Below are 23553 nucleotides of genomic sequence, written 5' to 3' on the forward strand. Positions count from 1 at the left end.
CCAACTGGACCTCCAACCTATTTTGTTCATCCGTTCTAAACGCCCCGACGCACAACTGCGATCGAGGGATCGATTGAAAACCACTACTTAGTTGCTGTTACTGTTATCGAGTAGACACTTGCTCCGCTTGACAACTGGTAGTCGGTCTTGCTTTCAGCCGTGACACGAACATCTTCAAAGCCTGCGTTGGTAATGATGTTCAGATATTCCTTCTTGTCAAGCGCACCGCTTACGCACCCCGCCCATAACGACGCGTCGAGCCGTTCTGCTTCTGTGATCTGGCCGTCTGTCACAATGTCCGAAACCGTGAGCTTGCCGCCCTTTTTCAAGACACGACAGATTTCGCCGAATGCCTTTTCCTTGTTCGGTACAAGATTAATTACACAATTGCTGATGACGCGGTCGACCGTATTTTCTTCGACAGGAAGTGATTCGATTTCGCCAAGTCGGAATTCGACATTGCCGGCATTAATCTTAGCCTTATTTTGGTTCGCTTTGTCGATCATCTCTTTCGTCATGTCAACTCCGATGACTTTTCCGCGCGGCCCGACCTCTTTCGCCGCAATGAAGCAATCGACTCCGGCGCCGGAGCCGAGATCAAGCACGGTCATTCCTTCCAGGATGTCCGCGAACGCGGTAGGAGTCCCGCAGCCAAGTCCTAGATCGGCTCCGTCAGGGATGGAAGCGGTGTCCGAGTCCTTGTAGTGAAGAGAAAGGTCGACGACTTCCTTGCTTCCGCAGCTGCAGGATTTTGAAGTGTTCTTGATCGACTTCATGTCCCCCCTCGCTATTTCTGCATACTTTTCTCTCACTTCTTCCTTGATCTGAGAATCACTTTTCATGACAACTCCTTTCATCAAACTAAGTTGATGCGTTTTGACAAAAAATTTTTCAGGCGTGCATTTTCCTATACGAACCTACAGTGCTGCACTGTTTCGCCTTCAGGAGGGACTTCCGGTCTTTTTCGAGTGTCTCATCGTTTACAAGCCAGCGTGACAGTGAGATTACCAACTCGCGGTTTAACGTGTCGAGAGCTTTCGTCGTGGCACGGTAGTAATTCCATTTGCCGCGCTTCTCATCCTGCAGCAGCCCCGCATCGCGGAGGGTGATGAGGTGATGCGAGAGTTTCGATTGGGCCATTCCGAACACCGACATCAGCTCGCATACGCATGCTTCCCGGTCCATCAGAAGCATGAGCAGCCTTACACGGATCTCTTCGGAGACGGCCTTGATCGATATTAGAACTTTATCCATGTAGTCATATCAATTTGTATTGATATGATAATCAACCGCCATTTAAGAAGCAAGTACAACTCCAGAAAGAGATTTTTTACCGGCGGAGGAATGCGGAATAAGCTCCTGGCATCAGCGATAAATGAAAGGAAGTTTTGGATTCAGCCCAGGAAGCAGCGAAGGAGAGTCAGCCTTTTGCGGTGGGGGTTTGAATATTATAGCTCTTGATCTTTAAGTAGAGCGTCTTCAGGCTTATTCCGAGAGCCTGAGCAGAGTGCGCCCTGTTGTACCCGTTTGCTTTAAGTACGTTCTCTATGTGAATCTTTTCGAGCTCGGCAATCGAAAGTCTGGTGGGAATCCTCCTCAGGTCGGGTGTCCTCGTCCTGGCCGCGAGTGCGATGAACTCAGGTGTGATCTCTTCAGCTGTCGCGAGAATTGCGGCGCGCTCAATCACGTTTTCGAGCTCGCGGATATTTCCAGGCCAGTCGTAATTCATCAAAAGCTTGAGTGCCTCTGGTGATATGTTTCTCACACGACGCGACGTTTGTTTTTTCGAAAGAAAGTGATCGACAAGAAGAGGAATATCTTCGCGCCGTTGGTTGAGAGGCGGGATTTCGACGTGCACAACATTCAAGCGGTACAACAGATCTTCCCGGAACTTCCCGTCCTCTACTTCGCGCTCAATATCCTTGTTTGTCGCCGAGATGATTCTTGTATTGACAAGCATTTCCACCGTGCCGCCAACTCTCCTGAATGTTCCGGTTTCGATGAACCGGAGAAGCTTCGGTTGGACCAAGTAACTGATGTCGCCGACTTCATCGAGAAAGAGGGTGCCGCCATCGGCAATTTCCGTGAGTCCCTGTTTGAGGGAGTGCGCGTCGGTAAAGGCGCCTTTTTCGTGGCCGAACAACTCGCTCTCTATAAGCGTGTCGGGGATTGAAGCGCAGTTAACTGCGACAAACGGCTTTTGGGCCCTCTCGCTGTTGCGGTGGATGAGATGTGCTATCAGCTCTTTTCCAGAGCCGCTCGGACCGGTGATCATGACCGAGGCGTCGCTCTGTGCCACCTTCAGCGCTAGATCCACAACGCTTTTGAGCGCAGGGCTGTCTCCGATAATCTCGTACTTCCCGTCGTCAAGCTGAAGCTTCATCAGTTTGTTGTCGACAAGGAGGCGCCGCATCTCTATGGCGTTCTTAATTGAAACGAGGAGCTCGTCAAAATTATACGGTTTTGTGATGAAATCGAAGGCGCCGAGTTTTATCGTGTCTACCGCAGTTTTAATGTCCCCATAGCCGGTCAGAATGATTACTTGCGCGTCCGGCTGGTTCTCCTTAGCGAATTTAAGGACTTCTATCCCGTTTATGCGCGGCATTTTCAGATCAAGCAAAATTACATCATAGTGCTTGGCCTGAATTTTGTTGATAGCTACTGCACCGTCGCCCGCCGTGTCGACGGAATAACCGATTTCTACGAGTTGAAGCTTGAGAAGATCGGTTACGTTCTTTTCATCATCGACTACAAGCGCCTGTACAATGTCGGCCATTTCGTCATTCAGACAGGTCTATCATCTTGATGTTGCCGATATAAGCCGTCACCTTGTCGCCCTTGAGATCTCTGAGTTTGGCAACCACACCTTCAATGCGTTCGGTGTTTTCCTTCATGATGGCAAGGTAACTCATGATATCGGGCGAAAGCTGCTTGCGCTGGAGAACATTTATTGCAAGCTTCAAAGCCGCGAGTGGATTGTTCAGCTCGTGAGAAATAGTGACGATCAGACTCTTTATGCCGTCGATCCTTTCACGCTGAGCAACCTTGTTGACTTCAGCCTCAGCCAATTTTTCACGAAGCCTTACACGCTCAACTACATTGAGAATGATGCTCGGAAGAATCGAAGTTATCGCCTCTTCTTTCAGGAGATAGTCTTCCACATCGAGCTTCATCGCTTCGATAGCGAGTTTGAAATCGATCGCGTTCGTCAGAAAGACTATCGGAGCCTTGAGTCCTTTTTCGCGAATCAACCTTGTGGTCTCGAGACCGTTCATTCCGGGAAGCTGATAGTCGACTAAGATGATATCGAGATTCTGACTATCCTGCAAAAACTTCATCGCATCTTCACCGGTCTCAACCCACACGAGATTGAATTCGGCATCTTTATAAGGTTTGAGGTAAAGACGCGCCAGTTTCGGAATATCCGGATCGTCTTCGATCATCATAATATTTAATTCGCGCTTTTCCATAGCAAAAAGCTTCCTTATCTCGGTTACAGAGTTTAAAGCTTCCATTTGATTAATCCAATTGTCAATTGTCAATCCATCACCTTCCTAAGAAACGCCGGCCTTTCTCCCGTCTTTTGTTCCACAGGCTGACCGGATTCGTTTTCTTCGTCAAGTTTGTTGAGATGAATATTAATTCCATTTCTTTCGAACGTCGGTTCGTCGAACGAACGCCAGTCTTTGATGCTCCACGTCTGTTCTTTCGCCCGATCCTTCTCCTTAAACGTGAGGCGTTTTCTCGGATCCGGCGTCGGTGTCGGCAGAGTCTGCGGACGGCTGTTAAGTCCGGCTGCGATGACGGTGACCATGACGTCCTTCTCGAGTTTTTCATCGATAGATACGCCGACGATCACTTTAGTCTCGTCGTCTCCATTTTTCGCGACGCTTCTTACGGTCTTGACGATCTCATCGAACTCATGGAGACTGAAACTGGTGCCGGCAGTGATGCTGACGAGAATCCCTTCGACGCGTTCCAGTGAAACTTCCTCAAGGAGCGGGTTGGAGATTGCTGCCGATGCCGCTTCCGCCGCGCGTCTTTCTCCGCTTGCCACGCCGGTTCCGATTATTGCGTCGCCCCTGGAGGCTAGGACCGTCCGCACATCTGCGAAATCGACATTGACAAAGCCGGGTTTCGTGATAATCTCGGATATCCCTCTGATCGCGTCGTAGAGGACATCGTATATTCTCTGCAGGGAAGCAAGATAACCCGCAGTTTTGTCCGAAATTGTGAGAAGTTTCTCATTCGGGATGACAATTAATGCATCGACATATTTCTTCAGTTCTTCAATGCCGCTGTCGGCATTCCGCATCCTCTCTTTCGCCTCGTTCACGAACGGCTTTGTTACCACCGCAACTACGAGGGGAGTACGCTCGTCCTGGACTTCTTTCTTGACGTCGTCCCGGTCGAGGCCTTTGAGAATGCTGGCAACAATCGGCGCGGCGCCTGTGCCTGTTCCTCCGCCCATTCCGGCGGTGACAAACACCATGTCGCTGTCCTTCAGCGCGCGGTAAATATCTTCACGCGCTTCGATAGCGGCACGCCTGCCGATGTCGGGGTTCGAACCTGCACCCAATCCGCGAGTAGTGTTCTTCCCGATCTGGATCTTGTTCTGTACAACGCTTCGCTCGAGATCCTGTAAGTCGGTGTTCATCGCGATCAGATCAACACCGTGGATGCCGCGCTTGGCGATGCTGTTTACAGCATTTCCGCCGCATCCGCCAATGCCTACGACTCTGATCCGCGGGCCTTGTTTTTCTGTGTCAAGTTCGAACACGTTGTTATGCCTCCTTTTTAAACATTGTCGATGTTTTTATTAATAAACTTTTTCAGAAACTGCATTCCCTTGCCGAAGATGCCTTTGCCTTCCTGACGATTAGCCTTCTCTTCTGCACGCTCTGCCTGCTGTTTTTCTGCAAACTCGATCGTCGATTTTCCCATGCCTCTCTTGAGACCGTACTGAACCAGTCCGACTGCGGTGGCATAAATCGGGTTCTCCACTTCCCTCGCAAATCCGCCGTCGAATGATTGCGGTATCCCGATCTTTGCGGGTACGCCCAGCACGTATTCGACCAATTCCGGCATCCCTTTCAGGAGCGCGCCTCCACCGGTCAAGACAATTCCCGCAGACAGATGCCGTGAATAACCTGACCTCTTCACTTCCATCGCCACGATGTCGAGCAGCTCCTCGACGCGCGGCTGAATTATCTGCGCCAGGAGTTTCTTGTTTATCTCGATCGGCTTGCGGCCGCCGATTCCCGGAATTAATATCGGTTCATCGTCCACGACCTCCGACACCATCGCGTAGCCGTGGTTCACCTTTAGGTCCTCGGCCTGCTCCGGCAGAATCCCCAGACCTTTTCTAATGTCCGTCGTTATGTGATCGCCGGCGATAGGGATTACTGCTGTGTGCCTGATTGTCCTGTCTTCGAAAACAGCCAGGTCTGTCGTTCCGCCGCCGATGTCGAGAAGTGCGACGCCGACTTCCTTCTCGTCTTCGGTCAGGACGGCGTAACTCGACGCGAGCGGCTGGAGCACGAGCTCGTCCACTTTCAATCCCGCTCTCTCGACGCACTTGTGGATGTTCTGCGCGGCGGTAACGAGCCCGGTGACGACGTGCATGGATGCTTCCACTCTGACGCCTGCCATTCCGATCGGATCATGAGTCACGGTCTGACCATCGATCACGAATTCCTGTGGTATGATATGTATGATTTCCCTGTCGCGCGAGAGATGGACCCGCCGGGAATCTTCGATGAGCCGGTCGATATCAGATTCGGTAATTTCGTGATCGGGATTGCTGATCGTGATAATGCTGTTCGTCTTGAAACTGTCTATGTGCTCGCCGGCAATCCCGACGATAGCGCTCTTGATTTTCGTGCCCGGTTTCGATTCCGCAATCTGAATTGCTTCCTGAATCGACTTGACCGTTCTATCGATATTCGCGACGACACCGCGGCTCATCCCGCCGGACTTGCTTGTTCCGATGCCGAGGACGTTCAGTTTCCCGTTCTGGTCACTCTCAACTACAAGTACACAGACTTTCGTCGTCCCGATATCCAGCGCCACGATAATGTTACTATTCATTTACACTCCTCAGTTTACTTTACCAGCCGATCCCCGAGATTGTGACGCTACGGCTTCCGAGGAAACTTTCTCAAGAGAGCTTTCCGAATCGGTTCCCACGATAATCTGTCCGTTGTATCTGAGATCGACATAACTGCATTGCAGGCCACCGGCGGCGAGCTTCAAGAAAAATTCCTGCAAGTAAAGAAGTTTCCTATCAAAGTCGTTCTTTCCAATGAAGACAGGAAGAGACGCGGAGGTGGTGTAAGCCACAAGTCCGTCCCCCGCCAGCCTGACCTCTGAAATACCTGCACTGATCGACGGGCTGATACGTTTTGCATCGGTGAGAAACTTGACCGCCTGCATCAAGCTACCCTTGGCAGTATCGCCCACCTGTACGCTGCTATACACATTAGTAATCACCGGAAGATCGTTTTTCCGACCAAGCGGAAGCGGGAGGATGATGCCTGCGTCGTCCACGGAAAGAACCTGGCCGCTTGCGGCCACAAGACCTATCGGATTGCGTTCACGGATCGTAATCGTCAGATCGTACGGAATAGCCCGCACCACGATGGCCTGTTTTACGAACGGATTCTTCTCGACACGCTTCGAGACATCAGACAGACTCACGGCAAACAACGGGCGCCCGCTCGACAGATCGGCCAGCGCTTTTATTTCATCGGGCCCGAGGATTCTTGTGTCATACACGACCACATTGTCCAGAGTCAACTGATTCTTCCAGTTCTGTGAAATAAGGAAAAGAGCGACGAACGCCGAGATGGTCAGAACAAAATTCAGATATGTCCTTTCAATTTTGTTCACCGGTTTATTTCCTGGTTCCTTGTCTGCCGGAAGCAGACTTCAGTTTCGAAACAAACTCTTCACCGTACTTCGTGATGTCGCCCGCGCCCAGTGTAACTACGATGTCACCCGCTTTCCCGACTTTGAGCAGGAAATCCGGAAGCTGTCTCTTGTCAGCCACGTAGAACGCCTCTTTGTGTCCGAACGCGCGCGCGTCGTTGACGATCAGCTCTCCGGTGATTCCCTGAATCGGCTCTTCACGGGCAGCATAAATCTCGGTGACGACAAGGACGTCGGCATTCAGGAAGCTCCGTCCGAATTCGTCATGAAAATCACGGGTGCGCGAAAATAGATGCGGTTGAAAAACTGCGACAACCCTTTTCTGCGGCCAGCCTGATTTCAGCGCGGAAAGGGTCGCTTCGACTTCAGTCGGATGGTGGGCATAATCGTCCACCACCATCACGCCGTCAACTTCCGCCTTCAACTCCAGCCGGCGATAAACGCCGGTAAACATCTCGACGGCTTTCTTGATGCTCGGGAATTCTATGCCCAGCTCCAATCCGATTCCGATAGCCGCAAGTGAATTCTTCACGTTATGGACTCCCGGCACGTTCAGAGCGATCTCGCCCAAATCTTTTCCGTTCCGCAAAAGTGTATACTTGCAGTGGTTGGTGTTAAAAGAAATATTCACAGCTCTCAGATCGGCCTGCGCGTTCAGGCCGTAGGTGACAACTTTCTTCCTGACTAGCGGGAGTATTTCCTGAATCGACGGCTCATCGAGACAAAGGATTACAAAGCCGTAAAATGGAACCTTGTTCGCAAATTCCACGAATGCCCGCTTGATGTCTTCAAGATCCGTATAGATGTCGAGATGTTCGCGTTCCAGGGTGGTAATCGCGCCGATCACAGGCGTGAGCTGAAGGAACGACCTGTCGAATTCGTCCGCCTCTACGACGATATACTCGCCATGTCCGAGCCGCGCATTCGTCCCTCCGAAACTCGAGAGTTTGCCGCCGACAATAACAGTCGGGTCGAGCCCGCCCTCCATCAGCACCAGGCTTGTCATACTTGTCGTGGTCGTCTTGCCATGTGTGCCGGCGATCGCGATTCCGTATTTCATGCGCATCAATTCCGCGAGCATCTCCGCACGCCGAATGACAGGAATCTTCTTGTCCATTGCCGCAAGAAGTTCCGGATTATCCTGATGGACCGCAGACGAATAAACGACCACATCGGCTTGCCCAAGATTTTTTGAGCTGTGACCCTTATAGATCTTCGCGCCCAATTTTTTCAACCGGTCGGTTATCTCGGAGAGCTGCCTGTCTGATCCGCTCACTTCAAAGCCCTGGTCCAGGAGAATCTCAGCAATGCCGCTCATGCCGATTCCTCCGATTCCGACCATGTGGATTCTTCTAACGCTCTTAAACATTTCCGCCTACTCGCCGGCTTAATTCTCTGAATGTCTCCGTCATCTCCTGCTCGTCGTGGAAATGGACGGGATTGATCCTGACTGCTCTCATCTGGTCTTTCAGTTTCAGCTTAATGACCTTGAAGCTGCCGCGTACCTTCATGCGTTTCGCCCTGCCCACGCGGATCCATTCGAGATCGCTCAGCTTGATAGTCTTGCTGTCGAACCGGTTTTGCAGTATGATCGAATCGTCCGTGACAACGATATCCCGCTGGTACAGCATATTGTAGAAAAGGATATAGATTGAATAGACCAGGACAACAGCAAACGCATAAACGATCGGGTCCTTAAACACGATTTTGAACTCGCTTTCTGCGAACGTGCCTCTCACCAGCGCATATAGAATAAGCGCGACCGCGTAACCGGCTACAGATTGGTAATAGAATTCAAATCTCCGTTTGAAATGTTTACTCATTTGCGCCGCCTATCGCCATGATAGACTTCGCGATCGTTTCAGCTGCGTCACGGTGTGAAAGGTTCTTTATTCTGTCCCTCATCCTCTCCAGCTTTTCCGGGTGGTCGATGAGATCGAGAAGGGTAGCACGGAATATGTCCGCAATTTGCGACTCTTCCACCATGACTGCCGCACCCGAATCGACGAGCGCGCGTGCATTCTCGACCTGATGATTTGCCGCGGCGTACGGATAGGGGACGATGAGAGAGGGGAGATTAAAATAGACGAGTTCAGCGACGGTTGTCGCCCCGCCTCTGCAGACGGCGATATCAGCCGCCGCATAAGCGTACTCCATTTTTTCTACGAACTTCTCGACCCTGATGCTGTCGGGGTGAATGTTCCGGCATTCGCTGACTCGTTCAAAGTCAGACGCGCCCGTCTGCCAGATCAACTGATAATTGCGGCCTGTTAAATCGTCAACGACTTGCAGTACTGCGCTGTTGAGTCTCACTGCTCCCAGGCTGCCACCTGTTACCAGGAGCGTTCGCCTCGAGGCGCTAAGTCCGAAATAGCTCAACCCTTCCTCGCGACTGAGCTTCGGCATTCGCCTCACGGGACTTCCCGTAAGCCGAAGATTTTTTTGCACACGAAAATATCTCCTCGATGCCTCAAATGCAATGTGTGTCTCTCGCGCAAACGGCGCGAACATTCTTGTCATCACTCCCGGATAACTGTTGTGCTCCTGGAGTACGATTGGCGTTCCGGTCATGACCGCCGCGGCACAGATCGGGCCCGAAACATATCCGCCGGTGCCGACGACGACATTTGGCCTGTAGGAAAAAAGAAGTCTCAACGATTGAATGATCGAAACGATGACCTTCAACGGTAAAAGAAGGTTCGACATCCTGAACTTTCTTGAGAAACCTCCGATCCACAGAGTCCGGAATTTGTAGCCGAGTTGTGGAACCACGCGCGCTTCAATTTTATTTTTCGTGCCGACGAACATTACGTCGATGCCACTCGAACCGACAAGTCGTTCCGCGATGGCAATGGCAGGGAAGAGATGGCCCCCCGTTCCGCCTCCAGCGAAAAGAACTTTCATCATCAACTGTACACCCTCCCGACTACCGGGTCATCGTTGAGAGGCTTCGACTTCCTGCAGGCTTTCGCATTCGCCTCGGCAGATTCAGCACGAACTTCCATCGGAATTTGTTTCGAGACGTTCAGAAGAATCCCGACAACTACAGAATTTATTATCATAGCCGTTCCGCCATAGCTGATGAACGGCATCGGAAGTCCGGTCGTCGGGAAGAGACCGATCGCAACACCGGCATTCACGAAAGCGTAAAGGCAAATCCCGCTTGTGATTCCAGTGGTGATAAGAAAACCGAACCTGTCAGGCGCCTTCTTTGCGATCGCCGTTCCGCGGAATGCAATGAACAGGAACATGAGCATTACGATTACAGAGCCCCATAAACCGTATTCTTCGCCAATCACGGAGTAGATGAAGTCACCGTATGATTCCGGCAGGAACAAGTTCCGCTGCCTGCTGTTACCGGGTCCCACTCCGAAGATCCCCCCGTTGCCAAAACCAATTACTGACTGTTGTACCTGGTAGTTCCCCCCGCCTTGTTTCATCCACGACTCTACTCTGGCGACTCGATACGATTCAAACATCATTATGGCAGCTCCGAGGACGAGAGCAATTGCGACAAGCGCTGCCAGATGACTCTTTTTCACACCGCCAGCGACGAAGAGAATACCAACGACAGCCATTATCATTAAAGCGGTACTGAAATTCGGCTGCAAAGCAATAAGACCGGTGATTACTGCGGCAGCAGCTATGGGATAGAAAAGACTTCGATAATCGTCGAGTTTATCCGCGTTTTCGGCAAGATATGCGGCGACGAAGAAAAGAATCGCTACTCTCGCGATTTCCGAGGGCTCGAAGCTGACTATTCCCAAATGAATCCATCGCGCTGCACCTTTTATAATGACCCTTTGGGCTAGAGCGGCGAGCAGCAGGAATCCGGCAAGCAACATCAGCTGTAAAGCATATTTCCGATACCTGTGATAATCGAGCTTTGCAAATACAAAAATCATAACGGCACCGACAAGCACCTTAAAGAGATGACTGCGCAGGAGGTACGCCGGGTTCTGAAATTTCAGCTCGGCCCAAAATGCACTAGCGCTATATACGACCACGAGGCTCATGAACATGAGCGACAGCACCGCGAACAGAAACCATTTGTCCGCGGGTCTCATCGGTCTTCTCTGTGCGCGCAAGGATTCCTCGCCGGTCTGACCGGGCTGCGTGTCGACGGCGGGTTTATGTAATGTTATGCGACTCAAAGCTCCATCACCAAACGTTTAAATTCTCTGCCTCTGTGTTCGTAATCCTGAAACATGTCGAAGCTCGCGCATGCCGGCGATAACAAAACTATGTCGCCGTCCTTTGCATCGGCCCGCGCTTTCAGGACTGCGTCTTCCATCGATGCGGCCATCACACACTTCGTCTTGTCGGAAAACTCTTTTTGCATCTTCGAGGCAGCCTGACCGATGAGCACCATCGACCTGACTTTCTTTCTGACGAGAGTAAAGAGAGGCGAGTAATCGTTGCCCTTGTCCTTGCCGCCGGCGATCAGGACAATAGGAGAATCGAAACTTCCGAGCGCATACCAGACCGCATCGACATTTGTCGCCTTCGAGTCGTTGATATACCGGACTCCATCCAGTTCACGTACCGGCTCAAGCCGGTGTTCCACGCCCGCAAACTCCCGCAGCGTGTCAGCTATGACCGACATCGGTACCTCTAGGGCTCTCGCTGCAAGTGCTGACGCCAGAGAATTATATAGATTGTGAATCCCGCGGATCTTGATGTCGTCCGCATTGATAAGGAACTCCGAATCTCCGTCCTTTACCAGGTAGACTTTACCTTCTTCGGCATACGCGCCGCATGTTATCCTCTCTTTTCCGAACGCGCTGTCCGTCGTGCTGAAAGCCAGCTTCAAAGTGGACAGATCCTCACAATATTTTCTGACCGCTTCGTCATCGTTATTGTAGATGGAAAAATCTTGTGGCGATTGATTTATGAAGATCCGGAACTTCGACGTCATGTACGCCTGGTAATTCTCATATCTGTCAAGATGATCCGGAGTAATGTTAAGAAGTACCGCGACCTTAGGTTTGAAAGTGTCGATATGATCAAGCTGGAAGCTCGACACTTCCAGGACAGCTACAGAGTCTTCGTCCACATCGGTAACGTAATCGGACATCGGAAAACCGATGTTGCCTGCGACCACGGTTTTTCTTCCCGATCGCTCGAAAATTTTTCCTGTAAGAGTCGTAGTGGTTGTTTTTCCGTTCGATCCCGTGATCGCAACTATCGGTGCCCGGCAGAACCACCATGCCACTTCGACCTCGCTGTAGACGTTCAGCCCGACTTTCATCGCATGCTGTACGAGATTTGAATTTGAAGGAACACCCGGACTGACCACTATAAAATCACAATCGAATATTTTGTCCGAATGCGCTCCGAACTCGTACTGAATTCCCATTTCGTCGAGCGTCCGCATTTCCTGGGCCGCTTTATCGAGAGGTTTATTATCACTCACGAACACGCTCGCGCCCTGGTTCTTCAGGAGTTTTGCCGCGGCCAACCCGCTCCGAGCCGCACCGAGGATCGACACTCTTGCAGATTTTATTTTCTCAGGCCTGCCCAAATTATCTCACCTTGAAAGTCGTTAGACTCAGGATCGCCAGGAGAATCCCGGCGATATAAAACCTTGTCACAATTTTCGGCTCGGGTACGCCGTCCAGCTCGAAATGATGATGAAGCGGAGCCATCCGGAATACCCGTCTTCCTTCACCAAACTTCTTCTTCGTATATCTGAAATAGAGGACCTGGATGATTACCGAAAGCTCTTCGGCGAGGAAGATTCCCCCCAGTATCGGGAGGACGAGCTCCTTTTTTATCATCACTGAAATGCCAGCCACCGCCCCGCCGAGCGCAAGCGACCCGGTATCGCCCATGAACACCTGTGCCGGGTATGAATTGTACCAGAGGAATCCGAGCGACGCGCCGACAAGGGCAAAGCAATAAACGGTCAGCTCGCCGGAGCCGCGGAGATAAATGATGTTCAGATAGCGGCTGAACTCGACGTTGCCCGAAACATAACACATCAGTGCGAGCGTCAATGCTGTTATCCCGACTATTCCGATCGCCAGGCCGTCGAGCCCGTCAGTAAGATTTACGGCGTTCGATGTCGCCGTGATTACGAATATTACCACCGGTATGTAGAAATATGAGTAATCGAAATTCAGATTCTTGAAAAAGGGAACTGTTGTAATCGAATTGAAGGGATGAAACTGGGGAGAGAAGTAAAGAGCCGCGCCGACAAAAAGTCCGATCGCGACCTGGCCGATGAGTTTGTATCGAGCTATCAATCCTTTTCTCTTCTTCTTGACGACCTTGAGGTAATCGTCCACGAATCCGAGAAGCCCGAGCCAGATAGTAATGAGAAGAATCAGCAGTATGTAATTGTTCTGCAAATCGCCCCATAGCAGGAGCGGGACCACGACCGAACCGAGGATGATGATTCCTCCCATGGTCGGAGTTCCGGCTTTGGAGAGATGCGACTTAGGTCCTTCTACTTTCGCCTGCTCTCCGATCTGATATTTGTGCAACTTTCTCATAACCACAGGGCCTATCACGAAGCTGATGAAGAGAGCAGTGATGGCTGCAAGCGCGGAGCGGAAGGTGATATACCGAAACACTCCGAATCCAGGCGGATGAAATTGCTTTTCAAAGAAATCGAAAAGATAATAAAGCATCAGCGTCCGCCTCGATTTTCGAGCCCTTCAACGAGCGCATTGACAACCTCTTCCATCTTCATCCCGCGGGAGCCTTTTACCAGGACCACATCACCGGGAGCAACTGTTCTGAGGAGTTTTTCTGAAAGTTCTTTTTTGTCGGCGAACGATTCGCTCTCCAGCTTGCTGTCGGCCGCATTCCGTATTTCCGCTGCCATGTCGCCGAAGGTGAACAGATAATCAAACTTCTCGCGGGCAATTCTCTTACCCACCCGCTGGTGCTCACGCTTCGAAGACTTGCCTAGTTCAAGCATATCCGCCATTGCGACGATTCGCTTGCCTTTTGATTTCACCATCGAGAGCCAGCTAAGCGCGGCAATTGCCGATTCAGGATTGGAATTGTAAGTGTCGTTGAGAATTGTTATGCCGCGAATCTTCAGGAGCTCCATCCTTTTTTCAAACGACCTGTAACCTTCGAGCGCTTTCTTTATTTCAAACGCGCCAATTCCATAATGGAAACCCACCGCCGCCGCCGAAAGAGCATTAAATGCGTTATGAACGCCCGGTACGGCAAGATGGACAAGCTCTGTTTTTCCTCCGTACTTGATTTCAAATAGTGCCCGACCTGAAGAATCGAATCCGAACAACCTTCCCTCGACCTCGCGCCTTGTTTTTGCGCCGCCGGAAAATCCGTACCGGAATTTAAGGCGGACGCCCTCCGCCATTTCAGCGACACTCTCGTCGTCCATGTTCACGAACGCAAGTCCGCCGGTTCCCGAAAGATGCTTGTAGAGTTGACCCTCTTCCTTTTTCACGCCGGCGATGCTGCGGAAGAATTCGAGATGTTCGCTGCCGATGTTCGTGACCAAACCCGCGGTAGGCCGGAGATACTCGCAGAGACGCCTGATTTCACCCGGCTGGTTTGTGCCGATTTCGACAACAGCTGCTTCATGAGTTCGTGTGAGCCGCAGGATCGTGAGCGGCACTCCTATCTGGTTGTTGTGGTTGCCGGACGTCTTTAAGACTTTGAACTTCCGGGCAAGAACTCTTGCGACCATTTCTTTCGTCGTCGTTTTGCCGTTCGAGCCCCCGACCGCTATGACTGGAATTTCGAATTTGCTTCTGTAAATCTGAGCTAGCCTGCCAAGTGCACCGATGGTGTTCTCCACTATTACGAGCGGGAGATCCGACACATGGGCACTGTTATCTTCGTACCATTTCCTGTCGACCACTGCGCAGACCGCACCTCTGTCGATTGCCGCCCGTACAAAATCATGGCCGTTGAAATTTTCGCCTCTCAGTGCGAAGAAAACCTGACCGCCGGAGACACTTCGTGAATCCGTTGATACGCTTTCGGCGGATTTGAATTTCAGATTCATGAATCCGGCGGTCTGCAGGCGGCGTATGTCATCTATGGAAATCAATTTGCCAACCCTAATGCCTTCTTCACTTCTTCCCGTTCATCGAAATGATGCTTGACACCATTTATGTCCTGATAATTCTCGTGGCCTTTACCCGCGAGAAGGATGATATCGTTCGGTCGCGCAAGTCTGAGAGCTTCCTGAATTGCTTTACTCCTGTCCAATATTCTTAGAACCTTCTCACTGCCCTGCGGCATCCCGGCCACAATCTCGTCTGAAATCTTTTCGGGGTCTTCGTTCCGCGGGTTGTCGGTCGTAACTATGACCCTGTCGCTCAATTCCTCCGCTATCTTTCCCATTTGCGGGCGTTTCGTCCGATCCCTGTTGCCGCCGCAGCCGAATACCATGGTCAGCCGGCCGTTTTTGTTCGCGGTTTTGAGAATTTCTCTTACTGCCAGGAGCGTTTTCTGAAATGAATCGGGACTATGGGCATAATCGATTATCACCGTGAAATCCCTGCCGGTGTCGACTCTCTCAAATCTTCCCCTTACACTCTTGAACTTACTCAGTTCTGAAGCGACAAATCCCGGTTCGAGACCGAGAAGGACCGCCGCGCCGAACGAGACGGTCAGATTGTAGGCGTTAAACTTTCCGATAAGTCTGGAAACTACCGGGTATTCTTTTCCCTGGTAAGCGATCGCAAGCTTTATTCCGTCGACGCCGAAACTGAAATTCCTGATTTGAAAGTCGGCGCCGCTTTCGAACCCATAAAACATCTTATGAGCCTGCGTGTTGCTTACGATTCGTTTCCCGTAGGGGTCGTCAAGGTTCGAGAGCGCGAAGCTCGAGGAGGGAACTGTGTCGAAAAATATTTTTTTCGACTGGAAATACTCTTCCATGGTGTGGTGGAAATCCAGGTGATCCTGTGTCAGGTTCGAGAACATCGCGATCCGGAATGGTATGCCGAAAACGCGATCCATAGCAAGCGAGTGAGACGAAACTTCCATTACTGTGCTCGTCGCTTTCCGCTCGAGAGCACAAGCCATGATTCTATTAATCTCAAAGGATTCCGGAGTGGTATGCGTTGCGGGTTCGAAAGGCTCATCTCCCAGCATGTACCCGATCGTGCCGACCAGGAGGACTCTTTCGCCGGCAGCCTGGAGAACCGATTTCACGAGATATGTTGTCGTGGTCTTTCCGTTTGTGCCGGTGATACCCACATTCTTAAGCCGTTCAGCCGGATGGTCGAAGAAATTAGCGGAGATTAGGGCAAGAGCGCGGCGGGTATTGAGGACAAGTATTTTAGTGGTGTGGTGAGAGAGGAAGTAGTCGTCATTGACGATACTGTTGTCCTCGACCGCGACCGCGCTCGCGCCGCTACCTATTGCATCCGCGATGAAGCGATGTCCGTCGACCTGTGTTCCTTTCAGCGCGACGAAGAGCGATCCCTCCTTTACCGTCCTGGAATCGTAGGCGATCTCCGAAATATCCCTGTCTGTGTCTCCGACGATTTCCTTTACCGGCAAATTCCGGATAAGATCATTTAACTTCATCTGTACAACTCTGAAACGCTCTGCGTTTTATTCTCGCAACTAATTATCACGACTGTTTTCTTGCTGACCTGTTCGCCGGCTCGCGGAGACTGTCCGACAATTCTTCCGCTTCCGACGACCTGAAATGGGATCCCTGCTGACAGGAGAAAGCTCGTCGCCTTTCTCACGCTCTCTCCTTTGAAGTCCGGCATCCTTGAAATTTTCCGCGCGTCTATTGCTGACAGTTCGACTAGCGTTCCCTTGGGGACCATCGTACCTCCGGACGGTTTCTGCGATTTGACTACCAGGTCTTCGCTATCTCCACCGCCAACGTCGAACCCGAGATTCCTGAGGATGGCACTTGCGGATTTCACATCGAGAAATGTCACGTCGGGAACGCTAAGAAGATTTCCTTGATCAACGTACTGCTGCGGCTTTGATTTCACTTCCGGAGGCTGGGGGATGCCGGGTGTCCCGTTTGAAACGAATCTCAAGTCGGAATTGGAGAGCGTCGTGGTCCTTTTTTGCAGTATGCCGTAAATTCGTTCTGCGATTTTCTTGAATATCGGCGCAGCCACTGTACCACCAGTGTACCCGTTCATGGGCGAGTCAATCATTATATACCCGACGATAACAGGATTAGGTTCAGGGAAATAGCCGGCAAATGACGCGTGATAATACGTCTTCGAGTATTTCCCATCAACGAGTTGTTGCGCGGTGCCAGTTTTTCCTGCGATGAGAAGGTCGTTCATTTTCGTAGGTGTACCTGTTCCGTGTTCAACCACGTCTACAAACAGGCCGCTTAAAGTCTGTGCAACCTCCGGTGTCACTACTCTCCTAATCGCCACGGGCTCATTTTGGAAAACGATATTGCCGGTTGGGTCGGTTATCCTGTTTACCACATACGGCTTCATGAGTGTTCCGCCGTTAGCGACGGCTGCGTACGCCTGAGCCATCTGCAAGGTTGTCACGAGGACCTCGTAGCCGAACGACATGTACGGAAGCGACAGTTTTGACCATTTGTACGGCTTCTCGAGATCGCCAGGAACTTCACCGGGCAATTCTACACCGGTCGGGACGCCGAACCCGTAGTCTCTTGCGTACCTGTAGAATTTGTCGGGTGGTATTTTTCGTCCGACTTTCGAAAAAGCAATATTGCTGGAAATCTCGACTGCCTGCCTGAATGTAATCCAGCCGGCGCTTTCGAAGTCTTCAATTACTCTGCCGTACAGAGTGTATCTGCCGTTCTCCGCGAATATCATGTCGCCCGGCTTCTCAAGACCTTCTTCGAGAGCTGCAGATGCTGTTACAACCTTAAAAGTCGAACCGGGCTCGAACACATCGGTGATCGACCTGTCTCTGGCATCCGCCAGTTGATATTTCTGATAGTCGGATGGGTTGAATGAGGGATAGTTTGCGATTGTGAGCACTTCACCCGTCGAGGGGTCCATGAATACCGCCGTCCCTGACTCAGCTTTCGTCTTCTGGACTCCCGCGGCGAGTTCTTCATCGACTATCTGTTGGATGTTCATGTCGAGTGTAAGCTGAACGCTGCAGCCCGGAACCGGGTCGACCTTCGGATAATCGACGGACGGCATGCGTCTTCCAATTCCGTCGCGCTGCATTATTTCGTACCCGTCCCTTCCCGCGAGCAGCGAATCAAACTCCAGTTCTATCCCACTTGCACCTTTCCCGTCAACATTTGTGAAACCCAGAACCTGGCCTGCAACGGAACCATACGGATATAACCTCTGCTGTTCCTGAAGGCGTATCAATCCATAAACCTTCAATTGAGCCAGTGATGCGGACTGATCGGAGTCAACATTTCGCGCGAGCCACACGAAATGCGATTTTGAATTCAGCTTGTCCTCGAAATACGAGGCCGGTTTACCGAATACAGCCGAGAATTTCTGGGCGACTTCTTTTTTTGCTGAAGCGTCCAATAATTGGGGGTCAGCTGCAAATGAGTATCCATAGTTGTTTGAAACGATGAGACTCCCATTCCGATCATATATAAGTCCCCGGTTAGCGTGAAGGGGTACACGGCTTTCATACTGTCTGAGGGCGACTCGCTGATAGAAAAAGCCTCTTACCCCCTGAACGAAACCGAGTCTCACAACAATTGCCACAAAGACTAACCCGAAAAGGATCCTAATAAAGTTTATCCGGCTGTTGAAGTTTATTCGTCTATTTTGTTGTGTCTCTGGCATCCTGTTTAGCCGCTTTATCCAGTTCAGCTTTGTCTATTTGAATTTGCTCGAGAGTCTGGCTGCTATAAACGAGACCGAGTCTCTGGGACGCAATCCTCGTAATTCTTTCGGCACTCGACAGTCTTCGAAGTTCAGCATGAAGCGAGTCGTTCTGAAATTTGGTAGAACTATATGTGGAGTCGAGAGAACTAATCTCAACTACCAATCGATCAACGGTCACGCTATTATCCACAATGAGAAGGAGAACAGCAACGACACCTAAGAGAACAAGAATAAATTTCGACACTGTCAATGATGATTTCGGGCGGCTCTTCGGTTCCACAGGTTGAGTTAATTCTTCGCTCATATGACTTTCTCAGCGACTCTCATTTTTGCGCTGCGTGATCGCCTGTTCCGTAGAATTTCTTCGCCTCCGGGAGATATTGGTTTTCTTGTGACAATTTTCATCCGCGGTAATTTTCCGCAGGTGCAGACTATCGCCCCTGGAGGGCAGACACATGAAGCAGACTCATACTTAAATTTCTCCTTGACCATCCTGTCTTCGAGTGAATGATAAGAGATGACCACAATTCTGCCGCCGCGCGATAGAAGATCCACTGCTGAGTCCAGCGCGGTCGAGAGCGATTCGAGTTCGTGGTTGACTTCAATCCTTATCGCCTGGAAAATGCGCGAAAGGAGTGCGGGAGAATTCCCGACGACTTTTGAAACGGCATCGACGAGTTGGCCCGTCGTTACAAGGTCTGCTTTCTCCCGTCGCTTCATTATTGATCTCGCGATTGCCCGTCCCCGCGGTTCCTCGCCGTATTTCGTGAAGACACGCGACAGATTCTCCTGGTCATAAGCATTCACCAGCTCGAAGGCTGAGATCTCGAGATTCTTATCGAGTCTCATATCGAGTTTCTCATCGCGTCTGTAACTGAATCCTGATTCATTATCTATCTGGTAGGAAGAAACTCCGAGGTCAAAGAGTGCGCCGTCAATTGACTTGATGTTGTTCTGTGCGAGGATATCGGACAGTTGGGAAAAATTAGATTGGAAGAAAGAAACTCTTGGGTCGGAAGCCCGGAGAGTTGCTCCGGCTTCAATCGCGTTTTTGTCCACGTCGAATGCGAGAACGCGGGCATCAGGCTTCAGTTTGGAAAGTAGTCGGGCCGTGTGACCTCCTCCTCCAAAAGTTGCGTCCACATATTTCCCGCTCACATTTGTGACCAAGAATTCTATGCTTTCATACAGTAATACAGGTTCGTGGTAGCCAGCCATTACTTAGGGACATTCACAGCCATGATTTGTTCGACAACGCTCGCATAATTTTCGGGTTGAGAGTTTAGGTACTCATGGAACGATTTCTTGCTCCAGAGTTCTATCCTCTCGAGGGCTCCGATAATCACGACGTCTTTTTCGATTTCGGCGAATTCCAAGAGGTTTTTAGGGATTGTTATACGTGCTTGTGAGTCTAGGGGAAATTCCTCAGAAGCCCACATAAGGAGGGTTCTGGTGAAGTATCTGTGCTTCTCCAGAAATTGGTTGAGGGCGCGGAGCTTGTCTTCCAGCCGCCGCCATTCATCGAGGGGGTAAACATAGAGGCATTTCTCGACTCCTCTGGTTACGACAAAGGTATCATGCGCTTCGGAGGAAACGCTTTTCCTTAGTTTTGCGGGGATACTCAGTCGACCTTTGGAGTCCAGAACGTATTCGTATCGACCTTTGAATGACGACATTTCCTCTAAACATCCACATTTTTTTAGTAGACTCTGGGAAAAGCTGGGAAGTTCCCCACTTTTCCCCACCACGTTGGAAATTTAACCAACCCAGCCCAAAAGTCAAGCAATTTTTTCCGCCTTTTTCCCCACTCCAATTTCGATGCGAAATTCCGAAATTTCGCGGGCATTTATGCAGTGAACTGCCGTTATAATATTTTTGCTAAACAAGGACGCCAAAACTCCTCTTCTCTTCTTGACCGCTAAACTGGTGTTTTGTAATTTAGATCCCGATGGCAAGAGGTCTTACTAAGAGGCAGGGCGAGGCTCTCGAATTTATCCGGCGTTACATCCAGGACCATTCTAAGCCCCCTACGTTCCGCGAATTGGGGGAACAAATGGGTATTAGTTCGACGCGCGCGGTGAGCGACCTTCTCAAAGCACTCGAGCGGAAAGGGTATATAGAAAGGGAAGCCGGCAGATCACGGGGAATAAACCTTCCCAAAACTGAAATGACAAACCCCGATCTCCCTCCTTCAATCAAGACAATCCCATTCGTATCGCGAATCGAATCGAGGGAGGTCATTTTTTCGAACATTGTAGACGTTCTTCACTTCGATGCGAAAATTCTCCCTGAGGGCGAACTTTTTGGCGTGAAAGTATCCGACGACGCAATGAATTTCGTAGGTCTGTTTAAGGGAGACTACGTCGTGTGCCGGAGGGTATTGCAACCTGAGCAGAATTCGATGGTGCTCGGAAGTGCGGCGGGAGTGCTGATCGTCAGGTTTTACGAATTTGCGAACGGCAAAATCCATCTCAAGCCATCAAACAAATCTTACCAGATCCTCAGCTTCTCGCCGGACGACAGACAATTCTTTGTCGCCGGTGAAGTCGTCCTCACCTTTCGAAAAACTAAATAAATCAGCTATCCAGTTGTCGATATCGAATCAGTCGCCAGGATTCCCCAATCGCTCTATTCCTGCCGTCATTCCTCCAGAGTGCTCAGGTCGCCTTCAGGCATTCCGAGCGCGCGAGCTTTTAGGACACGCCTCATGATTTTCCCGCTTCTGGTCTTCGGCAAAATCGGGACAAACGTAATCTTTTCGGGCTTCGCTATCGGGCCCATTTCATGCGCGACATGCTGTCTGAGCTCCTCTGCGAGCGTATCGTTTCCTTCGAACCCCGCTTTGAGGATGACGTATGCGTAAATTGCGATACCCTTTATCTCGTGTGGCAATCCGATAACGGCCGCCTCGGCGACTGCATGATGACTGACCAGAGCTGATTCTAACTCAGCCGTGCCAAGTCTGTAGCCACTGACTTTTATAACGTCGTCCACTCTTCCGATTATCCAGAAATAACCGTCTTCGTCTTTTCGAGCAGAGTCGCCGACAAAATAGCATCCGGGGAACTTACTCCAATACGTGTTGACGTAGCGATCCGGATCTTTATAAATAGTGCGGAGCATTGCGGGCCATGGTCGCTTTATAACAAGGTAACCCTCCTCGCCGGGTTTCACAGGTGTGCCTGTCTCGTCGACCACATCCGCATGCACTCCAAAATATGGTTTCGTCCCCGAGCCCGGCTTAAGCGGCGTCACAGGAGTCGGCGCGATCATGAACATACCTGTTTCGGTTTGCCACCAGGTATCCATGATAGGACATCTTTCTTTTCCGATGACCCTGTGGAACCAGCGCCACGCCTCGGGATTTATCGGCTCACCCACAGATCCGAGAAGCCTGAGCGACGAAAGGTCGTGCCTGTTGGGCCATGCTTCCCCATATCGCATTAGACCACGGATGGCCGTCGGAGTCCCATAGAAAACCGTGATGCCGTATTTCTCTATCATGGTCCACCACCTGTCGGGATACGGAAAAGTCGGAGCTCCTTCGTACATAAATGAAGTCGCACCAGCAATGAGAGGAGCATACACAATGTATGAATGACCGGTGACCCAACCCGGATCTGCGGTGCACCACCATCTGTCCTCTTCTTTTAAATCGAAAACATCTTTCAGAGTTGAATACGTACCGACCATATATCCGCCGTGTGTATGAAGGACTGCCTTCGGTTTCCCGGTCGTGCCGGAAGTATAAAGAATGTAGAGCGGATCTTCCGCATCCATTTCTTCGGTTTGGCAATTACCTCCGTTGCGAGTTAAAGGGAGATTCATCAACTCGTGATACCAGTAGTCTCTACCGGCTTCCATCGGAACTTCTTTCCCGGTATGTTTGACGACAATAACGGTTTCCGGAATCGCTGTCCTTTTCAGCGCTTCGTCGACTATCTTCTTCAATTCGACGACCTTGCCATTCATATAGCCGCCATCAGCCGTCACTACGATATGTGACTCGCTGTCTTCAATTCTCCCGTGAAGAGCCTCAACAGAGAAGCCACCGTATACTACGGAATGGATCCCTCCAATCTTCACAGTCGCGAGCATTGCGATGACAGTCTCAGGTATTCTCGGCATATAAATGGTCACTCTGTCTCCCTTGCGGACCCCCATGCTTCTCAGCACGTTTGCGAACCGGCAGACTTCTCTGTTCAGAGCGTGATAAGAGAAGGTCCGAACCTCACCGTTCTCACCTTCCCAGATCAATGCCAGCTTGTTTCTTCGCCAGGTCTTTACATGTCTGTCGAGAGCATTCAGAACGATATTCGTTTTTCCACCGACGAACCATTTGTAGAACGGCTTCTTCGAATCGTCGAGTACCTTGTCCCACTTCTTATACCACTCAAGTTCTCCGGCTCTCCGGGCCCAATAGCCTTCAAGGTCTTCTTCGGCTTCTTTGTGCACAGATTCAGGATCAGCTATGTTTGCCTGAGCCCTTATTTCAGCAGAAGGATAGTATACTTCTCCGTGCAGACCATCGTTTTTTGCCGAATCTTCAAGGCCTTGATGTCCCTTTCCAGCCATTTTCGCGACTCCTTATTGGTTCTTAGGATTATTGATTCACATATAAAACGACTGCGGTTGCCATTTGGTTCAAAATGACGCCTCCTCCCAGTTTTTCAGGTAAACTCTTCCGTCTCCTGCCTTGACAGGACTTACTATCGGTCGCCCGGATGCCCCGTCTGCGTGACATAAGCCCTTAGGTAGCAAACTGCCACCACTTACCAGAAACCTTCCCGCGCAAAAAGAGGATCAAGACAGAGAGATTTTCATGAGCAATAAAGATGAGGCTGTGATAACATATGTGACGCTA

The 23553-nt window shown here is 50.7% G+C and carries 21 protein-coding genes; 1 reads left to right on the top strand and 20 read right to left on the bottom strand.

Going from position 1 to position 23553, the window contains the following annotated elements; all coding sequences use genetic code 11:
- Positions 1 to 83: 83 nt before the first annotated feature.
- From arsM to mraZ, 19 genes are all read right to left on the bottom strand, one after another.
- On the bottom strand, positions 84 to 842 hold the full coding sequence (gene arsM / locus VIS48_03195) for an arsenite methyltransferase (protein ID HEY9165147.1): 759 nt from the start codon (positions 840 to 842) through the stop codon (positions 84 to 86).
- Positions 843 to 891: 49 nt separating this feature from the next.
- Positions 892 to 1254: a metalloregulator ArsR/SmtB family transcription factor gene (locus VIS48_03200; protein HEY9165148.1), complete on the bottom strand. Its 363-nt coding sequence runs from the start codon at positions 1252 to 1254 to the stop codon at positions 892 to 894.
- A gap of 166 nt (positions 1255 to 1420) precedes the next feature.
- Complete coding sequence (locus VIS48_03205) at positions 1421 to 2776, bottom strand: sigma-54 dependent transcriptional regulator (protein ID HEY9165149.1); 1356 nt, start codon at positions 2774 to 2776, stop codon at positions 1421 to 1423.
- Between the two features lie 4 nt (positions 2777 to 2780).
- Positions 2781 to 3470, bottom strand: coding sequence for a response regulator (locus VIS48_03210; protein ID HEY9165150.1), 690 nt, complete (start codon positions 3468 to 3470; stop codon positions 2781 to 2783).
- A gap of 68 nt (positions 3471 to 3538) precedes the next feature.
- Entirely contained in the window at positions 3539 to 4780 is a 1242-nt protein-coding gene (gene ftsZ / locus VIS48_03215) for a cell division protein FtsZ (protein ID HEY9165151.1), read from the bottom strand.
- Positions 4781 to 4797: 17 nt separating this feature from the next.
- A complete protein-coding gene (ftsA, locus tag VIS48_03220; GenBank protein ID HEY9165152.1) occupies positions 4798 to 6090 on the bottom strand; it encodes a cell division protein FtsA in 1293 nt (430 codons plus the stop codon).
- Positions 6091 to 6099: 9 nt separating this feature from the next.
- Positions 6100 to 6891 carry an FtsQ-type POTRA domain-containing protein gene (locus VIS48_03225; protein ID HEY9165153.1) on the bottom strand — a complete coding sequence of 264 codons (792 nt, stop codon included), beginning with the start codon at positions 6889 to 6891 and terminating at the stop codon, positions 6100 to 6102.
- Positions 6892 to 6895: 4 nt separating this feature from the next.
- Positions 6896 to 8299: a UDP-N-acetylmuramate--L-alanine ligase gene (gene murC / locus VIS48_03230; protein ID HEY9165154.1), complete on the bottom strand. Its 1404-nt coding sequence runs from the start codon at positions 8297 to 8299 to the stop codon at positions 6896 to 6898.
- Positions 8292 to 8753 carry a hypothetical protein gene (locus VIS48_03235; protein ID HEY9165155.1) on the bottom strand — a complete coding sequence of 154 codons (462 nt, stop codon included), beginning with the start codon at positions 8751 to 8753 and terminating at the stop codon, positions 8292 to 8294. Before VIS48_03235 ends, murC begins: the two co-directional genes overlap by 8 nt.
- A complete protein-coding gene (murG, locus tag VIS48_03240) occupies positions 8746 to 9837 on the bottom strand; it encodes an undecaprenyldiphospho-muramoylpentapeptide beta-N-acetylglucosaminyltransferase (protein HEY9165156.1) in 1092 nt (363 codons plus the stop codon). The genes VIS48_03235 and murG overlap by 8 nt, the downstream gene beginning before the upstream one ends.
- Positions 9837 to 11084 (bottom strand): putative peptidoglycan glycosyltransferase FtsW, encoded by a 1248-nt coding sequence (locus VIS48_03245; protein ID HEY9165157.1) that lies wholly within the window; start codon positions 11082 to 11084, stop codon positions 9837 to 9839. The genes murG and VIS48_03245 overlap by 1 nt, the downstream gene beginning before the upstream one ends.
- Positions 11081 to 12454, bottom strand: coding sequence for a UDP-N-acetylmuramoyl-L-alanine--D-glutamate ligase (murD, locus tag VIS48_03250; GenBank protein HEY9165158.1), 1374 nt, complete (start codon positions 12452 to 12454; stop codon positions 11081 to 11083). Before murD ends, VIS48_03245 begins: the two co-directional genes overlap by 4 nt.
- 1 nt (position 12455) lies before the next feature.
- Positions 12456 to 13565: a phospho-N-acetylmuramoyl-pentapeptide-transferase gene (mraY, locus tag VIS48_03255; protein HEY9165159.1), complete on the bottom strand. Its 1110-nt coding sequence runs from the start codon at positions 13563 to 13565 to the stop codon at positions 12456 to 12458.
- Positions 13565 to 14968, bottom strand: a complete 1404-nt coding sequence (murF, locus tag VIS48_03260; GenBank protein ID HEY9165160.1) for a UDP-N-acetylmuramoyl-tripeptide--D-alanyl-D-alanine ligase — start codon at positions 14966 to 14968, stop codon at positions 13565 to 13567. Before murF ends, mraY begins: the two co-directional genes overlap by 1 nt.
- The gene (locus VIS48_03265; protein ID HEY9165161.1) at positions 14965 to 16458 is read right to left on the bottom strand and encodes a UDP-N-acetylmuramoyl-L-alanyl-D-glutamate--2,6-diaminopimelate ligase; all 1494 of its coding nucleotides are present in this window, start codon (positions 16456 to 16458) and stop codon (positions 14965 to 14967) included. The genes murF and VIS48_03265 overlap by 4 nt, the downstream gene beginning before the upstream one ends.
- A complete protein-coding gene (locus VIS48_03270; protein HEY9165162.1) occupies positions 16455 to 18566 on the bottom strand; it encodes a penicillin-binding transpeptidase domain-containing protein in 2112 nt (703 codons plus the stop codon). Before VIS48_03270 ends, VIS48_03265 begins: the two co-directional genes overlap by 4 nt.
- 58 nt (positions 18567 to 18624) lie before the next feature.
- Entirely contained in the window at positions 18625 to 18993 is a 369-nt protein-coding gene (locus VIS48_03275) for a hypothetical protein (protein ID HEY9165163.1), read from the bottom strand.
- Positions 18990 to 19907, bottom strand: coding sequence for a 16S rRNA (cytosine(1402)-N(4))-methyltransferase RsmH (rsmH, locus tag VIS48_03280; protein HEY9165164.1), 918 nt, complete (start codon positions 19905 to 19907; stop codon positions 18990 to 18992). Before rsmH ends, VIS48_03275 begins: the two co-directional genes overlap by 4 nt.
- The gene (gene mraZ, locus VIS48_03285; GenBank protein HEY9165165.1) at positions 19907 to 20365 is read right to left on the bottom strand and encodes a division/cell wall cluster transcriptional repressor MraZ; all 459 of its coding nucleotides are present in this window, start codon (positions 20363 to 20365) and stop codon (positions 19907 to 19909) included. The genes rsmH and mraZ overlap by 1 nt, the downstream gene beginning before the upstream one ends.
- Positions 20366 to 20637: 272 nt before the next feature.
- On the opposite strand from mraZ, the gene lexA reads away from it, so the two are divergent.
- Positions 20638 to 21264: a transcriptional repressor LexA gene (gene lexA / locus VIS48_03290; protein ID HEY9165166.1), complete on the top strand. Its 627-nt coding sequence runs from the start codon at positions 20638 to 20640 to the stop codon at positions 21262 to 21264.
- 65 nt (positions 21265 to 21329) lie between these two features.
- On the opposite strand, the gene acs is transcribed toward lexA, so the two are convergent.
- On the bottom strand, positions 21330 to 23264 hold the full coding sequence (gene acs, locus VIS48_03295; GenBank protein ID HEY9165167.1) for an acetate--CoA ligase: 1935 nt from the start codon (positions 23262 to 23264) through the stop codon (positions 21330 to 21332).
- Positions 23265 to 23553 lie beyond the last annotated feature (289 nt).

It is taken from the genome of Candidatus Kryptoniota bacterium, assembly GCA_036567965.1.
In the GTDB taxonomy this organism is placed as follows: domain Bacteria; phylum Bacteroidota; class Ignavibacteria; order Kryptoniales; family JAKASW01; genus JAKASW01.